Source organism: Streptomyces sp. NPDC086989 (assembly GCF_044745505.1).
Classification (GTDB): Bacteria; Actinomycetota; Actinomycetes; order Streptomycetales; family Streptomycetaceae; genus Streptomyces.
Genome location: NZ_JBIVAL010000024.1, coordinates 46,160 through 66,077, shown reverse-complemented (window position 1 = coordinate 66,077; position 19,918 = coordinate 46,160). Strand labels below are relative to the sequence as shown.

Annotated in this window: 23 protein-coding genes and 2 pseudogenes; 16 read left to right on the top strand and 9 right to left on the bottom strand. The window is 69.1% G+C overall.

Annotated features, from left to right (window positions below; translation table 11 throughout):
* The first annotated feature begins 333 nt into the window (after positions 1–333).
* Positions 334–851 (top strand): annotated as a pseudogene (locus ACIPK4_RS36475) (transposase).
* Positions 852–1,204: 353 nt separating this feature from the next.
* Positions 1,205–1,408 carry a cold-shock protein gene (locus ACIPK4_RS36470; RefSeq protein ID WP_402321238.1) on the top strand — a complete coding sequence of 68 codons (204 nt, stop codon included), beginning with the start codon at positions 1,205–1,207 and terminating at the stop codon, positions 1,406–1,408.
* A gap of 416 nt (positions 1,409–1,824) precedes the next feature.
* Here the strand turns inward: ACIPK4_RS36470 and ACIPK4_RS36465 are convergent, their stop codons facing one another.
* From ACIPK4_RS36465 to ACIPK4_RS36455, 3 genes are read right to left on the bottom strand one after another with little or no spacing between them, the layout of a single operon-like run.
* Positions 1,825–2,190 carry a hypothetical protein gene (locus tag ACIPK4_RS36465; RefSeq protein ID WP_402321235.1) on the bottom strand — a complete coding sequence of 122 codons (366 nt, stop codon included), beginning with the start codon at positions 2,188–2,190 and terminating at the stop codon, positions 1,825–1,827.
* 4 nt (positions 2,191–2,194) lie between these two features.
* On the bottom strand, positions 2,195–2,824 hold the full coding sequence (locus ACIPK4_RS36460) for a hypothetical protein (RefSeq protein ID WP_402321232.1): 630 nt from the start codon (positions 2,822–2,824) through the stop codon (positions 2,195–2,197).
* A complete protein-coding gene (locus ACIPK4_RS36455) occupies positions 2,815–3,462 on the bottom strand; it encodes an RNA polymerase sigma factor (RefSeq protein WP_402321229.1) in 648 nt (215 codons plus the stop codon). The genes ACIPK4_RS36460 and ACIPK4_RS36455 overlap by 10 nt, the downstream gene beginning before the upstream one ends.
* 153 nt (positions 3,463–3,615) lie before the next feature.
* On the opposite strand from ACIPK4_RS36455, the gene ACIPK4_RS36450 reads away from it, so the two are divergent.
* The 5 genes from ACIPK4_RS36450 (at position 3,616) to ACIPK4_RS36430 (ending at position 6,139) form a co-directional block, all read left to right on the top strand.
* Entirely contained in the window at positions 3,616–4,095 is a 480-nt protein-coding gene (locus tag ACIPK4_RS36450; protein ID WP_402321226.1) for an Asp23/Gls24 family envelope stress response protein, read from the top strand.
* 62 nt (positions 4,096–4,157) lie between these two features.
* Positions 4,158–4,337 (top strand): hypothetical protein, encoded by a 180-nt coding sequence (locus ACIPK4_RS36445; RefSeq protein ID WP_402321223.1) that lies wholly within the window; start codon positions 4,158–4,160, stop codon positions 4,335–4,337.
* 83 nt (positions 4,338–4,420) lie between these two features.
* Positions 4,421–4,738 carry a hypothetical protein gene (locus ACIPK4_RS36440; RefSeq protein WP_402321220.1) on the top strand — a complete coding sequence of 106 codons (318 nt, stop codon included), beginning with the start codon at positions 4,421–4,423 and terminating at the stop codon, positions 4,736–4,738.
* A 35-nt stretch (positions 4,739–4,773) separates the two neighbouring features.
* Complete coding sequence (locus ACIPK4_RS36435; protein WP_402321218.1) at positions 4,774–5,472, top strand: DUF6286 domain-containing protein; 699 nt, start codon at positions 4,774–4,776, stop codon at positions 5,470–5,472.
* 67 nt (positions 5,473–5,539) lie between these two features.
* A complete protein-coding gene (locus tag ACIPK4_RS36430) occupies positions 5,540–6,139 on the top strand; it encodes an alkaline shock response membrane anchor protein AmaP (protein WP_402321215.1) in 600 nt (199 codons plus the stop codon).
* Between the two features lie 205 nt (positions 6,140–6,344).
* On the opposite strand, the gene ACIPK4_RS36425 is transcribed toward ACIPK4_RS36430, so the two are convergent.
* From ACIPK4_RS36425 to ACIPK4_RS36410, 4 genes are all read right to left on the bottom strand, one after another.
* Positions 6,345–6,845, bottom strand: a complete 501-nt coding sequence (locus ACIPK4_RS36425; protein WP_402321213.1) for a hypothetical protein — start codon at positions 6,843–6,845, stop codon at positions 6,345–6,347.
* Between the two features lie 396 nt (positions 6,846–7,241).
* Positions 7,242–7,652, bottom strand: coding sequence for an STAS domain-containing protein (locus ACIPK4_RS36420; protein WP_402321247.1), 411 nt, complete (start codon positions 7,650–7,652; stop codon positions 7,242–7,244).
* 189 nt (positions 7,653–7,841) lie between these two features.
* Positions 7,842–8,060: a hypothetical protein gene (locus ACIPK4_RS36415; RefSeq protein ID WP_402321210.1), complete on the bottom strand. Its 219-nt coding sequence runs from the start codon at positions 8,058–8,060 to the stop codon at positions 7,842–7,844.
* Between the two features lie 130 nt (positions 8,061–8,190).
* Complete coding sequence (locus tag ACIPK4_RS36410; protein WP_402321207.1) at positions 8,191–8,583, bottom strand: transposase family protein; 393 nt, start codon at positions 8,581–8,583, stop codon at positions 8,191–8,193.
* A 583-nt stretch (positions 8,584–9,166) separates the two neighbouring features.
* Here ACIPK4_RS36410 and ACIPK4_RS36405 point away from each other — a divergent pair.
* Positions 9,167–9,346 (top strand): hypothetical protein, encoded by a 180-nt coding sequence (locus ACIPK4_RS36405; RefSeq protein ID WP_402321204.1) that lies wholly within the window; start codon positions 9,167–9,169, stop codon positions 9,344–9,346.
* A 292-nt stretch (positions 9,347–9,638) separates the two neighbouring features.
* On the opposite strand, the gene ACIPK4_RS36400 is transcribed toward ACIPK4_RS36405, so the two are convergent.
* Positions 9,639–9,953, bottom strand: coding sequence for a hypothetical protein (locus ACIPK4_RS36400; RefSeq protein ID WP_402321202.1), 315 nt, complete (start codon positions 9,951–9,953; stop codon positions 9,639–9,641).
* A gap of 186 nt (positions 9,954–10,139) precedes the next feature.
* Here ACIPK4_RS36400 and ACIPK4_RS36395 point away from each other — a divergent pair, with 186 nt between their 5' ends.
* Positions 10,140–10,757 carry a hypothetical protein gene (locus ACIPK4_RS36395; protein ID WP_402321199.1) on the top strand — a complete coding sequence of 206 codons (618 nt, stop codon included), beginning with the start codon at positions 10,140–10,142 and terminating at the stop codon, positions 10,755–10,757.
* Between the two features lie 134 nt (positions 10,758–10,891).
* Here the strand turns inward: ACIPK4_RS36395 and ACIPK4_RS36390 are convergent, their stop codons facing one another.
* Positions 10,892–11,203, bottom strand: a complete 312-nt coding sequence (locus ACIPK4_RS36390) for a hypothetical protein (protein ID WP_402321196.1) — start codon at positions 11,201–11,203, stop codon at positions 10,892–10,894.
* Positions 11,204–11,709: 506 nt separating this feature from the next.
* Here ACIPK4_RS36390 and ACIPK4_RS36385 point away from each other — a divergent pair.
* The 7 genes and pseudogenes from ACIPK4_RS36385 (at position 11,710) to ACIPK4_RS36355 (ending at position 19,867) form a co-directional block, all read left to right on the top strand.
* Positions 11,710–13,518 carry a polymorphic toxin-type HINT domain-containing protein gene (locus ACIPK4_RS36385; protein WP_402321193.1) on the top strand — a complete coding sequence of 603 codons (1,809 nt, stop codon included), beginning with the start codon at positions 11,710–11,712 and terminating at the stop codon, positions 13,516–13,518.
* Positions 13,515–13,913, top strand: coding sequence for a DUF6188 family protein (locus ACIPK4_RS36380; RefSeq protein WP_402321190.1), 399 nt, complete (start codon positions 13,515–13,517; stop codon positions 13,911–13,913). The genes ACIPK4_RS36385 and ACIPK4_RS36380 overlap by 4 nt, the downstream gene beginning before the upstream one ends.
* 347 nt (positions 13,914–14,260) lie before the next feature.
* Positions 14,261–14,824 carry a transposase gene (locus ACIPK4_RS36375; protein ID WP_402321187.1) on the top strand — a complete coding sequence of 188 codons (564 nt, stop codon included), beginning with the start codon at positions 14,261–14,263 and terminating at the stop codon, positions 14,822–14,824.
* Between the two features lie 749 nt (positions 14,825–15,573).
* Positions 15,574–17,079 (top strand): GMC family oxidoreductase, encoded by a 1,506-nt coding sequence (locus tag ACIPK4_RS36370; RefSeq protein ID WP_402321184.1) that lies wholly within the window; start codon positions 15,574–15,576, stop codon positions 17,077–17,079.
* A 145-nt stretch (positions 17,080–17,224) separates the two neighbouring features.
* Positions 17,225–18,046 carry an inositol monophosphatase family protein gene (locus ACIPK4_RS36365; RefSeq protein ID WP_402321182.1) on the top strand — a complete coding sequence of 274 codons (822 nt, stop codon included), beginning with the start codon at positions 17,225–17,227 and terminating at the stop codon, positions 18,044–18,046.
* Positions 18,047–18,097: 51 nt separating this feature from the next.
* Positions 18,098–18,688, top strand: a pseudogene (locus ACIPK4_RS36360) (NADPH-dependent F420 reductase).
* A 237-nt stretch (positions 18,689–18,925) separates the two neighbouring features.
* A complete protein-coding gene (locus tag ACIPK4_RS36355) occupies positions 18,926–19,867 on the top strand; it encodes a helix-turn-helix domain-containing protein (protein WP_402321179.1) in 942 nt (313 codons plus the stop codon).
* The last annotated feature ends 51 nt before the right edge of the window (positions 19,868–19,918 follow it).

Below are 19,918 nucleotides of genomic sequence, written 5' to 3'. Positions count from 1 at the left end.
CCAGGTATCGAACTGGGATGGATGACCCAGAATGCTACTTCTCGGGCTGGTAGAAGATGGTGTCAAACCAGACTTCAGCGCACAGAACATCCACTTAGAGATCATTTTAACCTGTAGTGCAGTGGTTTGGTGTGATTCATATGGCGGATGGCCGCGGTGTGGCGGTGGCCATGGGTGGAGTCGGTGCCTGTGGGTCGGCTGGGGTGGCGTGTGGGGCGGGCTGGTTCTTGTTCCTGTCTCATCCCAGGATGTCCGGCGTGGACAGCCCGCGTAGCATCCGGTGCCGCGGCTGTGCGCCTGGGCGCACTTGGTCCGCAGCGGTACGCCGGAATCATGACGACGCGACGCCCGTACCCGACTGATCTGTCGGATGCGCGCTGGGAGTTGATCGAGCCGGTGCTGTCCGCCTGGCGTTTCGAGCGCCGCGGTAGGGCTCTGGACTTCGGCCGGCCTCCGCGGCATGACCTGCGCGAGATCATGAACGCGATCCTCGCCTCATCGACCAAGTCGCCGCTGACCACCCCGCAATCCGCAAGGTCTGGGTCGACGGCGGCTACCGCCAACACCTCGTCGAACACGCCGCCAGTCTCGGCATCGACATGGAGATCACCACCCGCACCACCGGGACCAGGGGCTTCACCCCTATCCCCAAGCGGTGGGCGGTTGAGCGGACCTACGGCTGGCTCATGCTCCACCGACGCCTGGCCCGCGACTACGAAACCCTTCCCACCCGTTCCCCAGCCGTCATCCATCTTGCGATGACCGACCTCATGGCCCGCCGCCTCACCGGCGAGAACACCGTCTCCTGGAGCGACCCCACGAAGCCCACCAAACGGCCCATCACCGGATGAAACATCGGACGAAAACGACCTCTTAAGGGCGATATGGCCCCCGACCTGGGACTGGCTCGGAATGGACGGCGGGTGCCGGCGCCCTCGCCGCGGCGGTGGGGGAGAGGGGCGCCGACGGTGTCGGCTGCGTACGGCGGCAACGCCCGAAGTCACACCCACCAGAACAGACCCGCCCCGCCTCTCGGCCAGCCAGCAACGCCCGACATCGGCGAGATCGATCTTGGTGGAGGTGACCCTCCGGCCTGCCGCAGCACCGCGTTTCTCCTTCCTGTTACGCGCGTGGACCGCGATGATCGAGCCTGCGGCCGTGTGGCACGGCGCTGCGCCGCCGACCTGGATGAGGGAGATTCGATATGGCCACCGGCACGGTGAAGTGGTTCAACGCGGAGAAGGGCTTCGGGTTCATCGAGCAGGACGGCGGTGGTCCGGACGTGTTCGTGCACTACTCGGCCATCGCCAGCAGTGGGTTCCGGGAGCTGCAAGAGGGCCAGAAGGTCCGTTTCGACGTCACGCAGGGGCAGAAGGGGCCGCAGGCCGAGAACGTCACACCGGCCTGAGCACCACACCGCGGGGCGGGCCGGTCAGGTGGCCCTCGCGGCGTGGGTGAACAAGAGCGCCTGCAGCTGCTTCTGGCCGGACTCCTCGGCGTCCAGTCGGATGTGGCCACTGGGCTGCCGCATCCGTCGAAGGTAGTTCTCGGGGATCGCAAGCTCTTCTCGGCACATCGCGAGGGCGGCTTTGTCACGGCTGTATGGCATGGCGTTCCGTTCGGGTGCGTCCCGGACCACAGCCGGACGAAGATGCCCGAATGCATCGGACCTGAGCGGGCAGCGTGTGGCGAGGCGACTGGCTCACCGGCTCATCACGCACGCAACGACGCCACGTCCTGCAGGCTTGGCATCCATACGAGCACCAGGCCTGCACGGGCCTGCGTTGCTCACACACCCGCAAGGAGCGGACGCGACCGAGTGGTCTACGCGGTGCGGGTTACGGTGACCATGACGGTGACGGGTGCGGCCGTGCCGTGCCGGGCCAGGTAGGCGGTAACGGCGGTCCGCACGTCTTCGCGGACCTGTCGGGCGACATCGACGACGCGGCGGTCCGCGTGCAGGACGCAGCGTACCTGCACGTTCCAACCGGCGTCCGGGGTGAGTTCACAGCGGATGCCGGCGGCCTCGCGGTGCGGGGTGGTTCCTGCAGCCTTGGACTGGTGTACGTGGAACGCTGCCTGCGCCAGCCGGTCGGCGAGCGTGGGCTGGAGCGCGGCCACGCCGGGAGCGTCGAGGGCGGCCCTCGCTGCCGCTCGGTGGATGTTCTCGCGGTGGGAGGTGGTCGTCATCGGCTCAGCTCCGCTCGTGCGCCACCGGCACGCAGGAAGGTTCCAGCACGGCGTTGATTTCGACGTCCACGGTGGTGACGGCGATACCGATGACGTGCTCAGCCGCGTGAAGGACCGCTCGGCGTACTTGTTCCGCTCGTCCTGGCAAGGGCTGGTCGAGTGTGGCCGCCAACGTCATGGTGACGGCGTGGCTGCCCTTCGCGGGGATCATGCGGCAGCTGGCGGCGCGGACGCCAGGCACCGTGTCGGCAGCTCGGCGCAGAACTTTCGCGGCGGCGCTCTCGGCGATACGCAGGTCGCGATCGGGGTCGTCCAGTAGCAGCGTGGCGCCCAGACGCACCTCGGCACGGACCGCGCTGATGACCTGGTTGGCGAGGCTTTGGCCGTCGGACTGTTTCTCGGCGCGCAGGGCCCTGGTCGCCCGGTCCAGGGCTGTCAGCCCTTCGATGGCTTCGCGGCAGTAGGGGCAGTGGCTACTGTGCGGATCTGCGGCGCCGACCGGGTTGCGGGCCTCTCTCCAGGCATGGCCGAGGGGCCGCCCGCAAGGCAACAGCTCGGCACCGGCCAGATGGTCGGCGTCGGCGCGCAGAGGGGCTTCGGTGCCAGAGGGGGGGTGCGGGTCGTCTAGCGCCATGGGCGCATCGCCTCCGTCAGACCGCGTCGTGCGCGAAAGAGTCTGCCGCGCACCGTCTGTTCACTGCTGCCCACCACGTGGGCGATCTCGTCGTAATGCAGGCCGTGCAGTTCCCGCAGTACCCAGCACACGCGAAGCTCGGGGCGCAATCCCAGGAGCGCTTTCGCCAGGGCGGCGGCCGCTGCGTCTGTTTCGGCGACGCGGGGCGGTGAGCTGTCTGCGGCAACGGCAGCAGGTTCAGGGACGGTGTCCAGAGGCAGCGGGTGGGGCGGGTGCCGCAGCGTGTTGAGGCATCGGTTCGTCACGATCCGGTACATCCACGTGCCGAACGAGGCGCTGTGCCGGAACTCGGGCAGCCGCCTCCAGGCGCTGAGGAAGGCGTCCTGGACCGCGTCCTCGGCGTCCGACCGATTGCCGAGGAGATGCTGGGCGAGGGCGAGCAGTCGGCCGCTGTGGCGGCGGACAAGGACGGCGAAGGCGTCGTCATCCCCTTCCGAAGCCCGGACCGCCAGCACGCCGTCGTCAAGGGCGTCGTCGTAGGCCTGCGCTGTGGCGACGCCGGGGGCGGACGGCGGGCTTGGCGGCCGCGTCGGGGGGCCTGCGCCGCGCGGCCGTGGAGGGTCGATCCGGTTACGCATCCGCCGATCGCTTCCTGCCAGAGACGCTGCGTACGTACTCCTCGATGGTAGGCGGTGCGCGCTGGACGAGCCGTGTGAGGAATGACGGCGCGAGGTGTCCTACGGAATGAGGCGCCGTACCGGCGCCCGGACGGACACCCTGGGGAGGTTCTCATGTCGGACATCAGCAACCCCATCGCGGGCGGGAGTGAGCCACCTGCCGCAGGAAGCACCCTCACGGGCCGAACCGGCGCAGGAACGGATCCCGAGACGCGGGGCCGCACGACCATCGCCGACAGTGTGGTCGAAAAGATCGCAGGAATGGCCACCCGCGAGGTACCGGGCATTCACAGCCTCGGCTCTGGTGTCGCCCGCACGTTCGGCGCGGTGAGCGACAAGGTCGCCGGCGGCCGTCCCAGCGTGTCCCGCGGCGTGAAGGTCGAGGTGGGCGAACGGCAGGCCGCCGTGGATCTCGAGGTGGTCGTGGAGTACGGCGTCGCCATCGTCGACATCGCCGCCGGCGTCCGCACCAGCGTCATCACGGCCGTGGAACGCATGACCGGCCTTGAGGTCGTGGAAGTGAACATCGCGGTCGACGACGTCCACCTGGCGGCCGACGAGGACGAGGAGGCGGTGGAGGGACGCGTTCAGTGACCCTCGCATCCCCCGGATACGCCGGGCCGAGAAACAACCGACGCGAAATTCAGGTGAGTGAAATGAGCGCAGCAACCGTGGGCCTGCTGGCCGGCATGGCCCTGGGCTTCGCCGCTTTCTTCGGCGGCTTCTGGGCCTTCCTGCTCGTGGCGTTCCTGGGCCTGGTGGGCCTGATCATCGGCTGCGTGGTGCAGGGTGACCTGGAGATGTCCGACTTCACGCGTTCCCGGAACCGTCAGTGACTCCGCAACCTGCCCCCGCCCCGTCCCTGGGCGTTTCAGGTCCCTCCCGGCCAGTACTGCCGACGGCCGAACGCGGGGCCACGGTGATCCCGGACAAGGTGGTGGCCCGCATCGCGGCCCGCGCCGCACAGGAGGCACTGGCCACGCAGGTGGACACCTCGGCCTTTCACGCGAAACTGGCCGCTCCGCACGCGTCGGTCACGGCAGGCAGCGGCACGGCACGGCTGGGACTGACGCTGGAGATGCCCTACCCGACAGACCTCGCCACTGCCTCCCGCCGGGTGCAGCAGTACGTCGCCGAGCGGGTCGCCCATTTGACAGGGATGCGCATCACCGAAGTCACTCTCGCCATCGAGCGCCTGGTTCCCGCCCCGGGCCTGGAGCACCGACGCGTGGAGTGAGCCGGTCCGCATTCCCACCGGAAGGAGAGCCCGGCATGGAACGGGACCAAGACCGCCCGGCGGACCGGGAGCAACCCACAACGACCGTCCCCGAGCAGCCCACCGCGGCCGACGGGGAGCAGCACACCGCGGTTGGCCAGGTCACCTCCCGCACAGCGGGTCAGCTGCCCAGGCAGCCATCGGCCGGCCCGCAGCCGGCTGCCAGGCGCCCCTGGTCCGCACGCCGCATACCCGCCGCCCTGACGGCCCTGCTCATCGCAGCTGCGGCCGGCACCCTTTTGTTCGACGTCGTCAGGGTCCGGGCCGGCCAGCCGGCCGCGGCCTGGCGCGCGCGCCTGGCCGACGTACTGGCCGCCCGCCCGCTGGATGACGCCTCGATACGGATCGGCGCCGCCGTGATCGCCGTCCTCGGCCTCTGGCTGGTCATCCTGGCGCTCACCCCAGGCCTCCGGAACCAGCTCCCCCTGAAGGCTCCCGATGCCCAGATGCGCGCCGTGCTGGACCGCGACGCCGCCGCACTCCTGCTGCGAGACGCTGCGATGCGCGTCCCCGGCGTCAGCGCTGCCCAGGTCCGTGTCTTCCAGCACCGTGTCCGGGCACGCGCGGACGTACGTTTCCGCGCCACCGCGGAGGTCAAGGGCGATCTCGTGGTGGCTCTGCGGGAGGAGCTCGACCGGTTCGCCCTCGGCCGCCCTCCTCGGCTCGCCGTGCAGGTCCGAGCCCGACGGAAATGATCTGAAGTGGTCTGAATTCGCCGTCCGCGGACGGCTGCCGGCGAGCGAGCGACAGGAGTGGGATCCCATGAAGACGAAATCCGCCGTCAACCGAGTCCTGCTGTTTCTGGTAGGCATTGTCCTGCTCGGTACCGGCCTCCTGATCCTGACGGGCAGCTTCGACCTGTACCGGCGCCGACATCTGACACCACCCGACGGCTGGCCCCTGACCACGCCCGGCGGAGTCTTGCTCGACGACGCCGACCGCACCCGCTGGACGGACGAAGGCTGGTGGTGGCCTGCCGCCATCGCCGCCTTGGCCGTCGTCTTCCTGCTCACCCTCTGGTGGCTGCTGGCGCAACTGCGCCGCACCCGCCCCGGTCACACCCCTGTGGGCGGTCCCCCCGTGGACGGCGTGGAACTGCGCGAGCGCGCCCTCCGTGACGCCCTCGCATTCGACGCCAGCCACCTGCCCGGCGTCCACCGGGCTCGTGCGCGCATGGTCGGCCCGCCCGGCCGGCCCGAAGCCCACCTCGACCTCACCCTCACCCCCGACAGCGAGCCCGGCCCCATCCTGGAGGCATTGAGCGACGGGCCGCTGCAACGCGCCCGCTGGTCCACCGGTCGGCCGCTTCCCGCAAAGGCGCGACTGCGGGTGACCCGGCACAAGGCCCACCGCGCCGAATAGCACCTCCACCGGCCGGACAGCGCACCTACGCGCCCGACATCCAGCAAGCCTGCCCAACACCGCCTCGACGCCACGCTGGTTCCCCGACCCGATCGCCGCCCACGACGGGGGGAGGCCGTTACCACCGACGCCAAGGAACCGCACACACGGCGCCACCTCGACCGCTAGGCCCTCATCGCGATCACCCGCCCAGGCCGCGGAAGTGCTACAGGTGGTGGTCACCAGTCGACCATGACGCCGCGGCATGGCGAATGAGGTGGACCCCCTCGGCGCGGGTGGTGATTTCTTCGAATCCCGCCTTGGCCAGGATCGTCCGGTCGCGGGCCGGCAGCACCTCCCCCGGATCATCCATGCCATAACCCTGGAACGCCGTAGTGCGGGGCAAGAACTCGGGGGCCAGCACGAGGGTGGCGCCGGTACGGGGTGCCGGTTCAGGTGTGGATCCGGCTGTTGGGGCCTTCGTGGCCGTCGGCGGTGTGGTCGTTGAACCAGTAGTCGCCGGCGGCGAGGTAGCGGAAGGAGTGCGCGCTGTGGGAGGGCAGCGCGACGGTCGCCGTGCGGGTGCCGTCGCCCTGGGCTTGAAGGGGGTGGGCAGCGGGTTCCAGTGGTTGAAGTCCCCGACCACGCTGACCGGCCCCTCGGGGGTGTCCTCGGGCAGGACGAAGGTGACCTGGGTCCGGTCCTTGAGCTGCTTGCGTTCCAGCACGGGAATCTCCATCACGAAGGCGTCGAAGGGGTTCGGGCACCCTCACCCTGTGCGCATGGTTGCCCTGGCGGGGCGTGCCGCTCGCCGGGCCGCAGGTCACCCAGCCGGACCTCGGCCTACCTGCGGTGACGTGCTGCCGCCTGAGGGCAGGCCGGGGTGGGCGGTCCGTGGCGGGGCACGGCCGGGGTGGCTATTCGACCGGCCGGGCCCCGCTCCGCGTGGACCTCTTGTCGCCCTGCCACCGTGCCACGGGCACGCAGGATTTGCTCGGGGTATGGGCCAGCCGAGGTAGGTGCCAGCCCCTGGCTTACTGTCGGTGATAGGTCGTCACGCAGGCCGTGACCTGCGGTGACAAGTTGCGCAGGTCGAACCGCCGGTGTTGCCCCCCTGGGGTTCCTACCACCAGTCGCCGGGGGTCAGCGGGTCCGCCACGGGGTGGTTGTTCAGCCAGGTCTGGTAGGCCGTCCTGACGTACTCCCGGAGCTGCGGCATGTCCGGCCCCGCGTGCTTGCCCGCATGGATTGCCCACAGGGTGTCCCCGGTGGCGGATCTGGGCCCGGGGATGCCTGCCACGGTGGCCATGCACTGCTGGGGCTGGGGCTGGGGCTGCCAGCCGGTGACCAGGACCCGTAGGCGCATACGGTCGGCGCGCCTGTGCAGGTTCAGGAGGTTGAGCAGGCCGTCGACGTCCATGGCCGCGATGCCGTGCAGGTCCACTAGGAGATCACGCTCGCCCGTCGTCACGTGGTCCAGCGCGCGCTGGAGGACCTCTCCCGCACCCTTGTCGAGCTCCCCGCGGGCGCTGATCAGAATCGAGCTGCCGCAGTGCTAGACGTCCACGTTGAGCCCCAATCTCTCGCCCCATGGCAGGTCCAGCCCAAAGCCGCTCCCGCCGACCTCATCGGGCCCGTGTGCGATCGAACGCCCGCGAGGGAGTCGCCCCGCAGCGCGTGGCTGCGGGGCGACGATCCACTGTCGTAGCGGGCCTAGTGGGGTTTAGTCGACCGTCTGCCCGTCGTACATACCGCCCCTGCAGGTCGGGAGCACGGGCGTCGACCGGTCGATCGTTCCGCCGTTGTCCGTGCACTCACCCGGGGTGACGCTGGCGGGGGTGACGCTGCTTGCGGCGGCGGTGGCGGTGGCGGCGCCTGTGAGGCCGAGTCCGGCGAGGGCTGCCGTGGCGAAGACTGCGGCGAGGATTCGTCGAATGCGCATTTGGTTCGCCTTTCACAGATTGCCTCGGTTGGGGCACTAGCCAGCTTGATCTTCACCCATGTGGGTGGCACGCCATGTTGGGCCATTCGGGTGACAGTGTTGTCGGGTGCGGGGTCGGTGACGCGAACCGTCAGAGCGGATGGAAGCCCGTGCCAGCCAGGGCGAGACCGACCGAGGCCAGCGTCGAACGCAGCCGCTCGGTCTGCTGACCGTGTCGACGGGTCAGGCCGGGTATCTGCTCGACGAAGGTCCGGCGTGCGCATTCTGAGTTACCGCAGGTGAACCGGCGGACCCTCAGCGGGAGAACAACGTTTCGTCCGACGCTCGGCACATCAGAGGGAAACCGCAGGTAGGAACCATGAACCCGGTTCGACCAGACCTCGCACACCGGGCAGCGGCGCCGTTCGCAGTGCATTCGGCGTCGACGCGAACCATCGCGATGCTCACGTCCATCCGACAGCACCACGACGTCCGTGATCGACGGGAACAACAGCTCTTGCAGCCGGACCACAATCTCTTCCACGGCCCCGAACTGTCATCCCAACCGCCCAGACCACGGCTTGTTTTCGGGCGACTTCGCATACTTCCCAGGGGAGCTCAGTCGTCACTCAGCGTGGCCGCGTCATAGAAGTTGCCAGAACCCGAGTTTGAGCAGCGTTTGTTCACCTCTTCGGGAGGCGCTGGGGTGCGGTGGGAAATCGAACGCCGACGCTTGCTCCTCAGTCACCCCAGACCTTCGGAACGGGCTGGCAGGGTAAAAATCCGCCCACCCTGCGTACGGAACGCCACGCTATCAACTGAACACGTACGGTAATCGTGACGGGGTCTTGAGTAACTCGCAGGACGGCTGCGGCCGCCTCAAGCCCGCGCTCCGCGCTCTGGTTACCGATCAGAAAGGCATCACATGGCTGAGAAGAGGCTGAAGTCCTGGGGCAACAACCGGGTCGGGCCGCTCGGCGACGGCACCTGGACCGACCTCCGCCCTACCGCCACCACAGTGCTCGGGCTCACCAGCGCCGAGGTGGTGAAGATCGCGGCCGGCGGTGCCGGCGCGGCCACCGGTCACGGGCTGGCGCTGCTGACCGACCGCACCGTGCAGTCCTGGGGTGACAACAGCGCGGGCCAGCTTCGGCGACGGCGATGTGTTCGGCCACAACGCGCCCGGCCAGGTCGTCAACCTTTCCGACGACGGCACGACGACGGCCTCCGTGACCCTGCCGTCCCCGGTGCGCAAGCGCCTGGAGGCCCAGGACCTCCAGTACGCGGCCACCAGTGGCCGGGGGTGACCGGGCCGGGACACGCGCGAAGGGTGCCGGCCGGGGCCGGCACCCTTCGGTATCAGGCCGCGGTCAGCTGTTGTAGACGGCGGCCACCTGGTCGGGGGTGAGCGCGTAGGGGTAGGTGCGGACGTCGCTGACGGCACCGGTGACCTGGTTGTCCACCGGGTAGGCGGCGGTGGCAGCGGCTCCGATGGTCGTCGCGCCGGTCGCGTTCTGTGACAGAGATCGAGGTCTCGGGGCCTGAGGCCGACTGGCAGCCGGCTACGCAACCGCCCTATTACACCGGCAAGAACCCGGCCTACCAGTACAGCATCTGGGAGCACTCCGCCCCGCTGTTCCAGATGATCGGAGCGCTGGCACTGCCAGTGCAGCCCGTGGCCCAGCGGCTGCGTCTGCGCGTGGAGCGGTCCTGGACGGGCTGGACGAGCTCGATGTCGTTCTGTTCCGGCTGGAAGGTTTCAGCTTCGCGATCAGCAAGCACGACGGCAATCCGCTCGGCGTTTCGTATGTCTGGCTCACCCAGCCGCACGAGCAAGCAGACAAGGCCATGAACACCTTCCTGGAGGTACTCGGGGTCGGCGAGGACGCCGTCGCCTCCCGCGGAGACGCTCACGATTGCCGAGCAGAGCGGTCGCCACACGACTCTTCTGACGAAGTCTCTGGCGTCACCTTGCCGACCTCTCTGTGGGCACGGTTCCGGCATGTCATCGGCATGACATCAGCCCCCCAGTAAGCACCCTCCATGCTTGACAATGGTCATTGGGAATCAGTCACACGAGAGAGCAGGGGGGACTCATCCGTGAAGAAGGCAGCTTCGGCCGCGGTACTTGCGATGACCATCGCCGTCACCGGGTGCAGCACGGTCGGCGGCGAAGGCCAGAAATCGGTCAACTTTGAGCCGCCGGTGGAGGCAGGCCAGGTGCCGGGTGAGGCGGGTGCCGTTAGCTCGACGGCGCGGGAGATCGGCCAGACGGTGACGCTCAGGGACGATCAAGGTCGTCCTATGCAGGTCACGCTCACCGGCATTGCCTACCGAGACGCGTTCGCCAAGGACAAGACGCTGCCTCTGACTGGCAAGTACGCCTTGGTTGTGGCCTTCACGAAGAAGTCCAAGACAGGCGGGTACTTGGGCTCGCAAATGGACAACCAGATCAAATGGGCTCGCGGCCCCGAAATGGCCGAGGCCATGGACTACAACGACGCCCCATGGGAGGGATGCATCGACGCCTTCACTCCCTATGACACGGTCAAACCCGACGAGGAGTACAAGGCAATCGCCGACTTTAACGTGCCCGCAAAAGGCGGAATTCTCCTCATAGAAGACCACTACGGCAGCATCGCTGTCTGGAAACTCCCGGTGGCCGACGCTGGCACCGGCACCGAACCCGCTACAAAATTTACCACCCAGAACTGCTAGAGAAGGGCAGCTTGGGAGGCGGGGCGAAGTTATGGGAGCCGCTCGGTACTGGCCGTCCGCCGGTTGGGCGACCGCGGACAGAGATGCTGGACGCCGTTGCCCTGTATGCGCCAAAACGAGATCCGGGACTGGTTTCACGGGTGCTCGTGCCCTGGTGCGACACCTGGAGGGCGGTCACCGCGAACAGCGTGGTCAGCCTGATGGTGCTCAAGGGCGCGTAGCTGAAGCAGGTCTCCCTCAGCCGGCCTGGCGCGGGCGAGGTCACCCTGGAACGTAAACCTCTGATTGATGTCGAAGTAGTTGCCTATACCGATCGTGACGAACCCTTCCGGGTTCCCCGGTGCCCATCGCTCCGCGCCGTCAATTTGCATCTTGGCGTCATCATTCGCGCCGCCTGCGGTATGCAGGCAGTGGAGTTTCGCGATCTTTGCATCGAATGATGTCATGGCTCGCCTGCCTTTTGTCGACTACTTCTATGGGGTCTCTACGGATGGCCGTGCGCAAGTTGATCACCCCACGCGGCTGCCGCCGGGCAAAGCCTATTTGCTGTCAGCTGCGGTTCTCCGTGCGTCCTGGCTGGAGCACTGTTTTCGAGCATTTGCTGTGACCGCACAGGTCTGACGGGTTACCTGTTCTGGCGGCAAGGGGGTGCGGCCGCACGCTCCGTTGTCATTGCTGGACCGCTCGCGGCCGTTAGTTCACGTCGTACGACGGGTTCGGGAGGAGGCCGCTGGGAAAAGGACCAGCCCCACAGGCTGGCACCTCACCCGGGGGCCCACGTCGCGCTGCCGCGCCAAGTGCGCCGCGGCTTCCCGGAGTTGCATGGAAATGATCATGACCCGCGGTAACGGCTTATGGTGGGCCGCGACCATGCGCATTACGCGCGAGTAAGAACGGTGGCTGTCGCCGCCGACGGGGAGCGCGGCCCTTGTGGCCGCGTCGTAGGGAACGCATGTTTCAGCACGTCAAACAGAAGATCGTCATACTCCTCACCGTTCTGAGCCTGACGGTGGGGGCGGCCGGTACGGCCGCGGCCGCGGAGCCGCCGCTCGACCGCCCGCCCACGTTGCTGGAGATCGCCGCCCGCGTATCGCAGTACGCGAAGTGCAAGAACCTGCCGCTGCTGGAGCGGCCGAAGTGCGCCAAGGAGTTCGCGCTCAAGTCGATGAAGGTCGGGCTCGCCCTGGGCGTGGTCCTCTACACCTTCAAGGACGCGATGGAGGCCGACGAGCAGCCGGCCTTCGCCGAGATCACGAAGGAGGTGGCCGCGCTCCAGAAGCTCCAGCCGGAAATCCTGCTCCACCCGACGGCGGAGACGGACCCGAAGAAGAGGCGGGAGGCGCTGGAGCAGTTCGTCAAGACGTTCAAAGCGGCCAAGCCGGCCGTGGATTCGCTGCGCACCAAGCTAGAACTGGCGGCGCGCGTGAGCGGAACCGCGAGCGACTCGGTCGAGATGCTCGCCTTCATGACCGCCGTCCAGTTCTTCCCGCCGGGTGAGGACCGGCCTCCGGTCGTCGCCGACGGGTCGTTCGCCCGGTGGATCGACGACCTCCTCGGCGCCCTGGACCAGATCAACAAGGGTCTCGACGAGACGAACGAGGCCCTCGATGAGATGAACGCCATCATGGTCGATGTCAACAAGAGCATCGACGGCATGAACGAGGGTCTGAAGCAGGCCAATCGGGGTATGGCCCAGCTCAACGAGGGCGTCGGCCAGATGAACCAGGGTATGGGGCAGATGAACACGGCCGTCGCCGGGTTCAACAAGGCCGCCGAGAAGATCCTCTCCGTACCGGACATCAAATTCGACTTCTCCCACGTCGGCGAGCAGGTCGGTTCGGTCCCCTTGTCGCCCGAGGAGCAGGCCGAGCGGGACCGCAGGATGGGCATGGTGCTCGACCTGCTCCCCGGCATCGGCAGCGGCAAGGGCGTCGTGGAAGCCATCACCGGGAAGGACATGGCGACCGGTGAGCGCATGGGCACCATCGACCGGGTCGTGGGCGGGCTCGTCGTACTGAAATGGATCAAGACCGGCGGTACGCTCACGGCCGAGGCCATCCAGGCCGCCCGCAAGGCCGAGAAGGTCGCCGGGTGCTTCAACAGCTTCCCGGCCGGTACGCCGGTGCTGATGGGTGACGGGGCGACCCGTCCCATCGAGCAGATCAAGGTCGGCGACACCGTCCTCGCCGCCGATCCCGAGACGGGTGCCAGCGGCCCCCGCCGGGTCGACGGCACGATCTACACCCCCGACGACCGTGACTTCACCGGCCTCACCGTCGGTCAGGGGGCGGGTTCCCTCACCGCCACGGACCACCACCCGGTGTGGGTGGAGAACCGCAGGCAGTGGACGGACGCCGCCGACCTCAACTCCGGTGACACCCTCCGCACGCCGGACGGCACCGCCGTCGCGATCGACAAGGTCACGCACTGGAAGGAACTCCAGGGCGCGTACAATCTGACGGTCAACGACCTGCACACGTACTACGTGCTCGCGGGTGTCACGCCGGTTCTGGTCCACAACTCCAATGGACTGTGCAGCAGGCCCGCCGCCATCGCGAAGGCGACCGGCCTTTCGGTGAAGCAGGTCAAGGATGCGATCCACAAAGTGAAGGCCCAGGGAGCGTGGCGCGGAATCGGCGGCAACAAGAACCCGGACATGCTCGTCGACCCCAAGACCGGAGAGGTCTACCCCCAGATGCCCGACGGTTCTCCGGGGGACAGCATCGGCAACATCTTCGACCACATCCCGGGCCGGTCGTGATCGAGGACCTCGGCGACCGCTGGCGCATCGGACTGCGGGGCAGCCCGGTGCTGGCCGTCTCCGTCTCCCGTACGGAGGCGGCCCTCTCGGTGGCGTTCGCTGGCGAGGTGGTGCTCACGGTCGCCGGCCCGGTACTCCTGACGGACGGGCCGGAAACCGCTCCGGGGGCCGTGGCCGTTGCCGGTGAGGAGTGGGGCCGACTCGTCGGTGCCACCGTCCTGTCGGCGATCGTCTTCAAGTCCGGATCCCTGCGCTTGGTGTTCAGCACCGGCCATCACCTGAACGTCTGGGGCACGGAACCCGGGACGGAGGCCTCCCTGCAGAAGCCCGGAGTGTTCTGCTGGTCGCTCCGCCAGGGGGTCGGCGCCATGACGACCCCCTGGGCGGAGGACTAGTTAGGGCGGCGGCCAGCCTTGAGTAGCGACCACCGTCCGTCCTGCGCGGCGTGCTCTGGCCGACGGCATAGCAGCGTGGCTGAGGCCTGTGGGGCTGCAGCTGGACACGCGCGCGTGGTCGGTCGGCTGGCCCGCCGTCGGGGCTGACTGTCTTCGGCGAAGCTTCATCCTGGACCTCGAGGACCTGACCCCGACGAGGTGTAGGGGACCGGGTCACGCGGATGGGGTGCCCGGCGAACGCCGGACACCCCATCGGCCTGTTTAAGGGGGAGCCAGCCACGACCTGGCCGCTCGCCCGGCCCGACCGCCGATATGCGACGGTGGACCGGGGCTCGATCACCAGGCAGATGCTCGCCCTCCTGATTCAGCTGGAGGCCGCCTACACGGCCGCCGACAACCTCGCCGAGGCGGTCGACGAGGCGTTCCCTCAGCACCCGGACGCTGAGATCATCCTCAGCTTCCCCGGCCTCGGCACACAGCTCGGCGCCCGGGTGTTCGCCGAGATCAGCGACGACCGGACACGGTTCGCCGACGCCCGCGGCCTGATGGCATGCGCCAGCGCCTCGCCCATCACCCGGGCCTCCGGCAAGGAATCCAGCATCACCCGACGCTGGGGCAAGAACGACCGCCTCAATGCCGCCGGCTACCTCTGGGCGTTCTCCGCGATCACCGCTTCCCCCAGTGCCAAAGCCCACTACCGGCGACGCCGCGACAACCACGCAGACTGGCACGCCGCCCAGCGCAACCTCTTCAACCGCATGATCGGACAGCTCTACCCCCGCCTCCAGCAGGAACAGCGGTATGACGAGGAACTGGCCTTCCCAGCTCCACCCGAGGAGGTGGGCACAGCGGCCGCCTGGCCAGAGGCCGCTTGCTGGTCCGGGGACGACACCCAGGGGGCGAAGCGCTGACCAGGAGCTACGTCGTCGCCCCAGTACCTCAAAACGGTCTCCTGCACGACCTCGATTCGTTCCGCCGCGATGAGACACGAGACTGGCTCCAGCCCGCCCGCGTCCGCCTCGAAGGCGACAAGGACAGGCGGTTCTTCACCGATCTGGCGGGCGACTCGCGCGAGCTCCTCGATCGTCGGCGCGCGGAACATTGGATCGAGAAACTTCGCCGGGCAGCTGACAAGAGTCGGATCGCCGAAGACCAGCTCCAAGCCGTGGTAGTAGGTGAGATCATGCCCGGCCGCCAGCCGCAGCTCAGCAGCGTCTCAGGCGATGTCATGCCAGTCTCACCAGGACCCCTCAGGGAGCTGGATGCCCACGCGCGGCCGCTCCGCGTCCACCCTCAGCTCCCCTCTCCCGTTCGAACAGATCGACAGGCTACACAGCGGCTACGAGCGTGCGACTTGACGAGTTAGGGCCCTGAGGTGTCCTACCTTCTAGGCGGGTTGATCGGGCCATTCGTAGGGTCCTGTCGCCTGGGGGTTCTGGGAGGGGCTACTGACGCTCGTGGCTGAACAGACTTGGCCGCTCGGAACCCTACCGACGACCGGGCCGCCGGTCGGCGGCCGCATCCAGCGAGATCCCGGGGTGTCGTCCTGTGTGGCGCTCAGGTTCCGGACGCTTGGCGCCGTGGTCCAAGTACCGGCTGCGTCCGCTTCCTAGGCTTCGACGGCAGAGGGAAAGCGCTGCCGTGGGCAAGCGGAGACATGATGGGCGGACAACTGTATGACCACGTCGTGGTGGGAGCCGGTACGGCGGGGTGTGTGATCGCCTCGCGGCTTTCCGAACGCCCCGGGGTGCGGGTGCTGTTGCTGGAAGCGGGTACGCGGGACGCGACCGACGCGATGGCATCTCCCTGGGGGTTCCTGGAGTTCGCCCCGTCCTCCCTGTGGCAGAGCGCCTCGACCGTGCAGGCCGGTACCGGCCGCACCGCCGCCGTACTGCGGGGCAGGGCGCTCGGCGGATCGTCGAGCATCAACGGCCTCTACCACCTGCGCGGCCACCGCTCCGGTTACGACGAATGGCCCGGACTCGGCGCTCCGGGCTGGGGTTTCGACGATCTGCTGCCCCATTTCCGCCGCAGCGAGACCGCGCGCGGTCGTGACGCCTCCCTACGGGGAACGGACGGTCCGGTCGTGGTCGCCCCGGTCCCCGCACCCCACCCGCTGGCCGCGGCGGGCGTCGAGGCCGCCGCGCAGGCGGGGTTTCCACGCGCCGCCGACATCGGCGGCGGGCTGGAGACCGGATTCGGCTGGAGCGACATGAACCTGCCCGGCGGCTCCCGGCAGAGCGCGGCCGACGCCTACGTCCGCCCGTTCCTCGACCGGCCCAACCTGGACGTCGTCACGGACACAACCGTGCTACGGCTGCGCACCCGCGCGGGCCGCTGCACCGGCGTCGACTACGTCAGGGGCGGCGAGCACCTGTCCGTCGAAAGTGCCGAGGTGGTACTGACCGCAGGTGCCATAGGCTCCGCACACCTGTTGATGTTTTCCGGGATCGGCCCGGCCCGGCACCTAGGCGAACACGGCATCGAGGTCGTCGCCGACCTGCCGGGAGTGGGCTCCCACCTGCAGGACCATCCGCTGGCGGCCGTCGTGTACGAAGCCGCCCGGCCCGTGCCGCACGTTCCCGCCAATCCGCCGGCCGAAATGATGGGCCTCCTGTACAGCGATGCCTCCGCGGCACGCCCGGACATCCAGGTCTACGTCGTCGCCGCACCCCTGCCCTCGGCATGGAGCCCGGTGCCGGCCAACGGCTACTCCATCGCCTTCTCGGCGATGGCGCCGCACAGCAGCGGCACCGTACGCCTGGCGGACGCCGACCCCGCCGGCGCACCCGTGGTCGACCCCGGCTACCTCAGCGACGACCGCGACGTGGAGGTCATGCGCAAGGGTCTGGCCCTGGCACGCCGCATCGGAGAAGCCGACGCGTTCGCCGACTGGCGCAGGCACGAATCCGTACCGGGCCCCGCGACGAGCGGAGCGTCCGTGGACGAGTTCCTCCGCAAGGCCACCGGCCCCTACTTCCACTTCACCGGCACCTGCCGCCTGGGTACCGACGCCGATGCCGTCGTCGACCCGGCCACCCTCGCCGTCCACGGGATGGCGGGACTGCGGGTCGCCGACGCCTCGGTGATGCCGTCCATCCCCTCGGCCAACACCAACGCCACCGTCTACGCCATCGCCGAACGGGCCGCCGAACTCCTCGCCTGAGCCCCCTGCGGCGCGCCCCGGTCGTGAGTCGGAAGCGGCCCGCGCGGCCCGCCGCAACTCATCGCGAGCCCACCTCCGCCTCCACCTGCCCAGGCCCAACACTTCGGTCGAGCCCCCACTTCCTCAGACAGGAGCACATGTCCCCATGTCCGAAACCCCTCCGACCGCCGCCGGCGCCGCCACCTCCGACGCCGACCTGCTGCACCACACCACCACCGCCGTACGCGAGGCCGGTTCGGCGCTGCGCGAGCGCTTCGGCGAGGTCGTCCGCTACGACACCCGCGAGGAGCTGATGCGCGCGCTGGCCGCCAACGACGACGTCGCCCTCGACATCCTGCGCCCCTGCCTCACCGGGCTGCGCCCGCACGCCCGCTGGGTCGAGGACGAACTCGACGGCGGCGCACTGCCGCCCGGCGAATGGTGGGTCGTCGACCCCGCCGAGGGCAACGTCAACCACCTCCACGTCCTGCCCGAGTGGGGGGTGACCGCCACCCTCGTACGCGAGAACCAGCCCGTACTCACGGTTGTCCACCTGCCGTTGACCGGCGCCACCTACACCGCGCTCGCCGGAGCCGGCGCCCACCTCGACGGGCAGCCGCTGCGCGTCTCCGAGACCGCCGATCTCGGCCTGAGCATCGTGGCCACCAGCCAGGCTCGGCCGGACGAGGACGAGAGGGTCGTGCAGCGCGTCGGCTCCTCGGTCACCGCGATGCTCTTCGACGCCCTCGTCGTGCGTACATCCGTCCCCGCGACCCTGCACCTCGTGAACGTGGCCGCCGGCCGGCTCGACGTCTTCTGGCAGTTCGCCGGTGCCCGCGCGGACCTGCTGCCCGGGGCGCTGCTCGTCGCCGAGGCCGGCGGCCGCATTTCCGACGCCGAGGGTCGCCCCTGGACCACGCAGAGCGACAGCTTCCTGGCCGCCGCCCCCGGCGTCCACGCCGAGGCTGTCGCCACCCTCTCCCGCTGACCCCCTTCCCACGTCACCATCCCACGCACGGAAAGACCCGATCACACCACTATGACCACGATCGCAGCACTCGGAAACGGCCGCGTCGGCGGCAACCTGGCCGCAGCCCTCATCCGGGCAGGGCACGAGGTGACGGGGGCCGACCGCGCGCCGGGAGCCGCCGCAGACGCAGCCCGGCCCGCATCGTCATCAACGCCACCCCGGGCGCCGGCTCCCTGGAGCGGCTCGCCGCCCTGCGCGAGGAACTCCGGGGCAAGATCCTCGTCGACGTCTCCAACGCCACCACCGACGGCCCCGACGGCCTGCCGGCCGACCTCCTCCACCCCGGCTCCAGCCTCGCCGAGCAACTCCAGGAAGCCCTCCCCGAAACCCGGGTCGTCAAGACCCTCAACACCATGCTCTACCCGGTGATGACCGCGCCCGCCACCCTCACCCAGCCGCCCACCGTGTTCCTCTCCGGCGAGGACCCGCTGGCCAAGGAGACCGTCCGCGAACTCCTCACCGACCTCGGCTGGAACAAGGTGGATCACCGACCTCGGCGGGATTCGGACCGCCCGCGCCACGGAGGCCGCGATCCTGTTCGTACCGCACGTGATGCGCTCCAGCGGATTTGCCCCCTTCGCGATCTCGATCGCCCGCTGACAGCCCGAGCCGCGCCGGCAGTACGGATTGCAAGCCGGCGCGGCACCGACCGTCCCTGACGGACCGTTCACTCACAGCGAGTACCCTGACGATCAGCTGATCCGTCTGATGTGAAAGCATCCGATCCGCCTACGGAACACGACCACCACAGGGCGGCGTCGCAGCATGAGCACCAGGGACCGCAGAGGGATACGCCACACAGAACCGGGAGCGGACGGCGCGCGGGGGGTCCTGGCCGTGGACTCGACCGCTCCCGGCGCCGCACCGCAGGGACTCGACGCCTTCCGGCGCGGATGGCAGACGCAGGTCGGCGACGACGTCTTCCAACTGCCCGCCTTCAGCCCGGAGACGATGGGCGACTTCCGCGTCAAGGGCAACGTCACCAAGGTGCACGGCGCGGCGATCGCCGATCTCCACGCGGCCTCCGCCACCCGAACCGCCGACGTTCCGGGCGGCGACCAGGACCTGGTCGCCATGTACATCGTGCGGCGCGGCGCGTGGACCCTGGGCGGAGCCCCCGGACGCGGCGACCAGACGGTGTCCGCCGGACAGTTCCTCGCCCGCCACCTCGGCCGCCTGACCGCTTTCGAGACGTCGTCGGACCTCACGGCGACCTTCGTCGTCCTGCCACCCGGCGGGCTCAGGCCCCTGCTCGGGTCCCGGGCCGTCACCGGCCCGGCGCAATCGGCCGAGATACGCTTGCTCACCGCCCTCACCGACATGATCCACACCACCGTGGCCGATCTCGCCCCGGCCGGCGTGGCAGCCGCCCAAAGCACCCTGATCGAGCTGGTCAAGGCGGTGGCGAAGGGCCGCTTCGACGACGTGGAGCCCCGCCTCGCCCCCGCCCTCACCCAGGACGCCAAAGACCTCGCCGACCGCCACCTCGCCGACCCGGAACTCTCCCCGGCGATGCTCGCACGCGCACTCAACGTCTCCGTCCGAACGCTCCACCGGGCCTTCGCCGCGGCGGGCGAGCAGGTAGGCACCTACATCCGCCAGCGGCGCCTGCACGAAGCCCGCCTCGCCCTTGCCGCGCCGTCACCCCTGAGCATCTCGGAACTCGCCGCGCACTGGCAGTTCGCCGACAGCAGCCACTTCACGCGCGCCTTCAAGAAGCACTACGGCCAAACGCCCACCGAGTACGCCCGCACGGCGCCGGCAGAGCGACGCGGCTGACCCTGCCCGGCACCGGGCGATCAGGGCCCAGCCGGCCCCATGCCGCCGCCC

What these genes read in the sequence shown, in the direction of transcription:
- ACIPK4_RS36385 (WP_402321193.1), top strand. Translation starts at nt 11,710, where the DNA reads ATGTTTCAGCACGTCAAACAGAAGATCGTCATACTCCTCACCGTTCTG.
- ACIPK4_RS36365 (WP_402321182.1), top strand. Translation starts at nt 17,225, where the DNA reads ATGTCCGAAACCCCTCCGACCGCCGCCGGCGCCGCCACCTCCGACGCC.
- ACIPK4_RS36455 (WP_402321229.1), bottom strand. Translation starts at nt 3,462, where the DNA reads ATGCGTAACCGGATCGACCCTCCACGGCCGCGCGGCGCAGGCCCCCCG.
- ACIPK4_RS36465 (WP_402321235.1), bottom strand. Translation starts at nt 2,190, where the DNA reads ATGACGACCACCTCCCACCGCGAGAACATCCACCGAGCGGCAGCGAGG.
- ACIPK4_RS36375 (WP_402321187.1), top strand. Translation starts at nt 14,261, where the DNA reads ATGCTCGCCCTCCTGATTCAGCTGGAGGCCGCCTACACGGCCGCCGAC.
- ACIPK4_RS36430 (WP_402321215.1), top strand. Translation starts at nt 5,540, where the DNA reads ATGAAGACGAAATCCGCCGTCAACCGAGTCCTGCTGTTTCTGGTAGGC.
- ACIPK4_RS36450 (WP_402321226.1), top strand. Translation starts at nt 3,616, where the DNA reads ATGTCGGACATCAGCAACCCCATCGCGGGCGGGAGTGAGCCACCTGCC.
- ACIPK4_RS36445 (WP_402321223.1), top strand. Translation starts at nt 4,158, where the DNA reads ATGAGCGCAGCAACCGTGGGCCTGCTGGCCGGCATGGCCCTGGGCTTC.
- ACIPK4_RS36435 (WP_402321218.1), top strand. Translation starts at nt 4,774, where the DNA reads ATGGAACGGGACCAAGACCGCCCGGCGGACCGGGAGCAACCCACAACG.
- ACIPK4_RS36370 (WP_402321184.1), top strand. Translation starts at nt 15,574, where the DNA reads ATGGGCGGACAACTGTATGACCACGTCGTGGTGGGAGCCGGTACGGCG.
- ACIPK4_RS36390 (WP_402321196.1), bottom strand. Translation starts at nt 11,203, where the DNA reads ATGACATCATTCGATGCAAAGATCGCGAAACTCCACTGCCTGCATACC.
- ACIPK4_RS36460 (WP_402321232.1), bottom strand. Translation starts at nt 2,824, where the DNA reads ATGGCGCTAGACGACCCGCACCCCCCCTCTGGCACCGAAGCCCCTCTG.
- ACIPK4_RS36415 (WP_402321210.1), bottom strand. Translation starts at nt 8,060, where the DNA reads ATGCGCATTCGACGAATCCTCGCCGCAGTCTTCGCCACGGCAGCCCTC.
- ACIPK4_RS36470 (WP_402321238.1), top strand. Translation starts at nt 1,205, where the DNA reads ATGGCCACCGGCACGGTGAAGTGGTTCAACGCGGAGAAGGGCTTCGGG.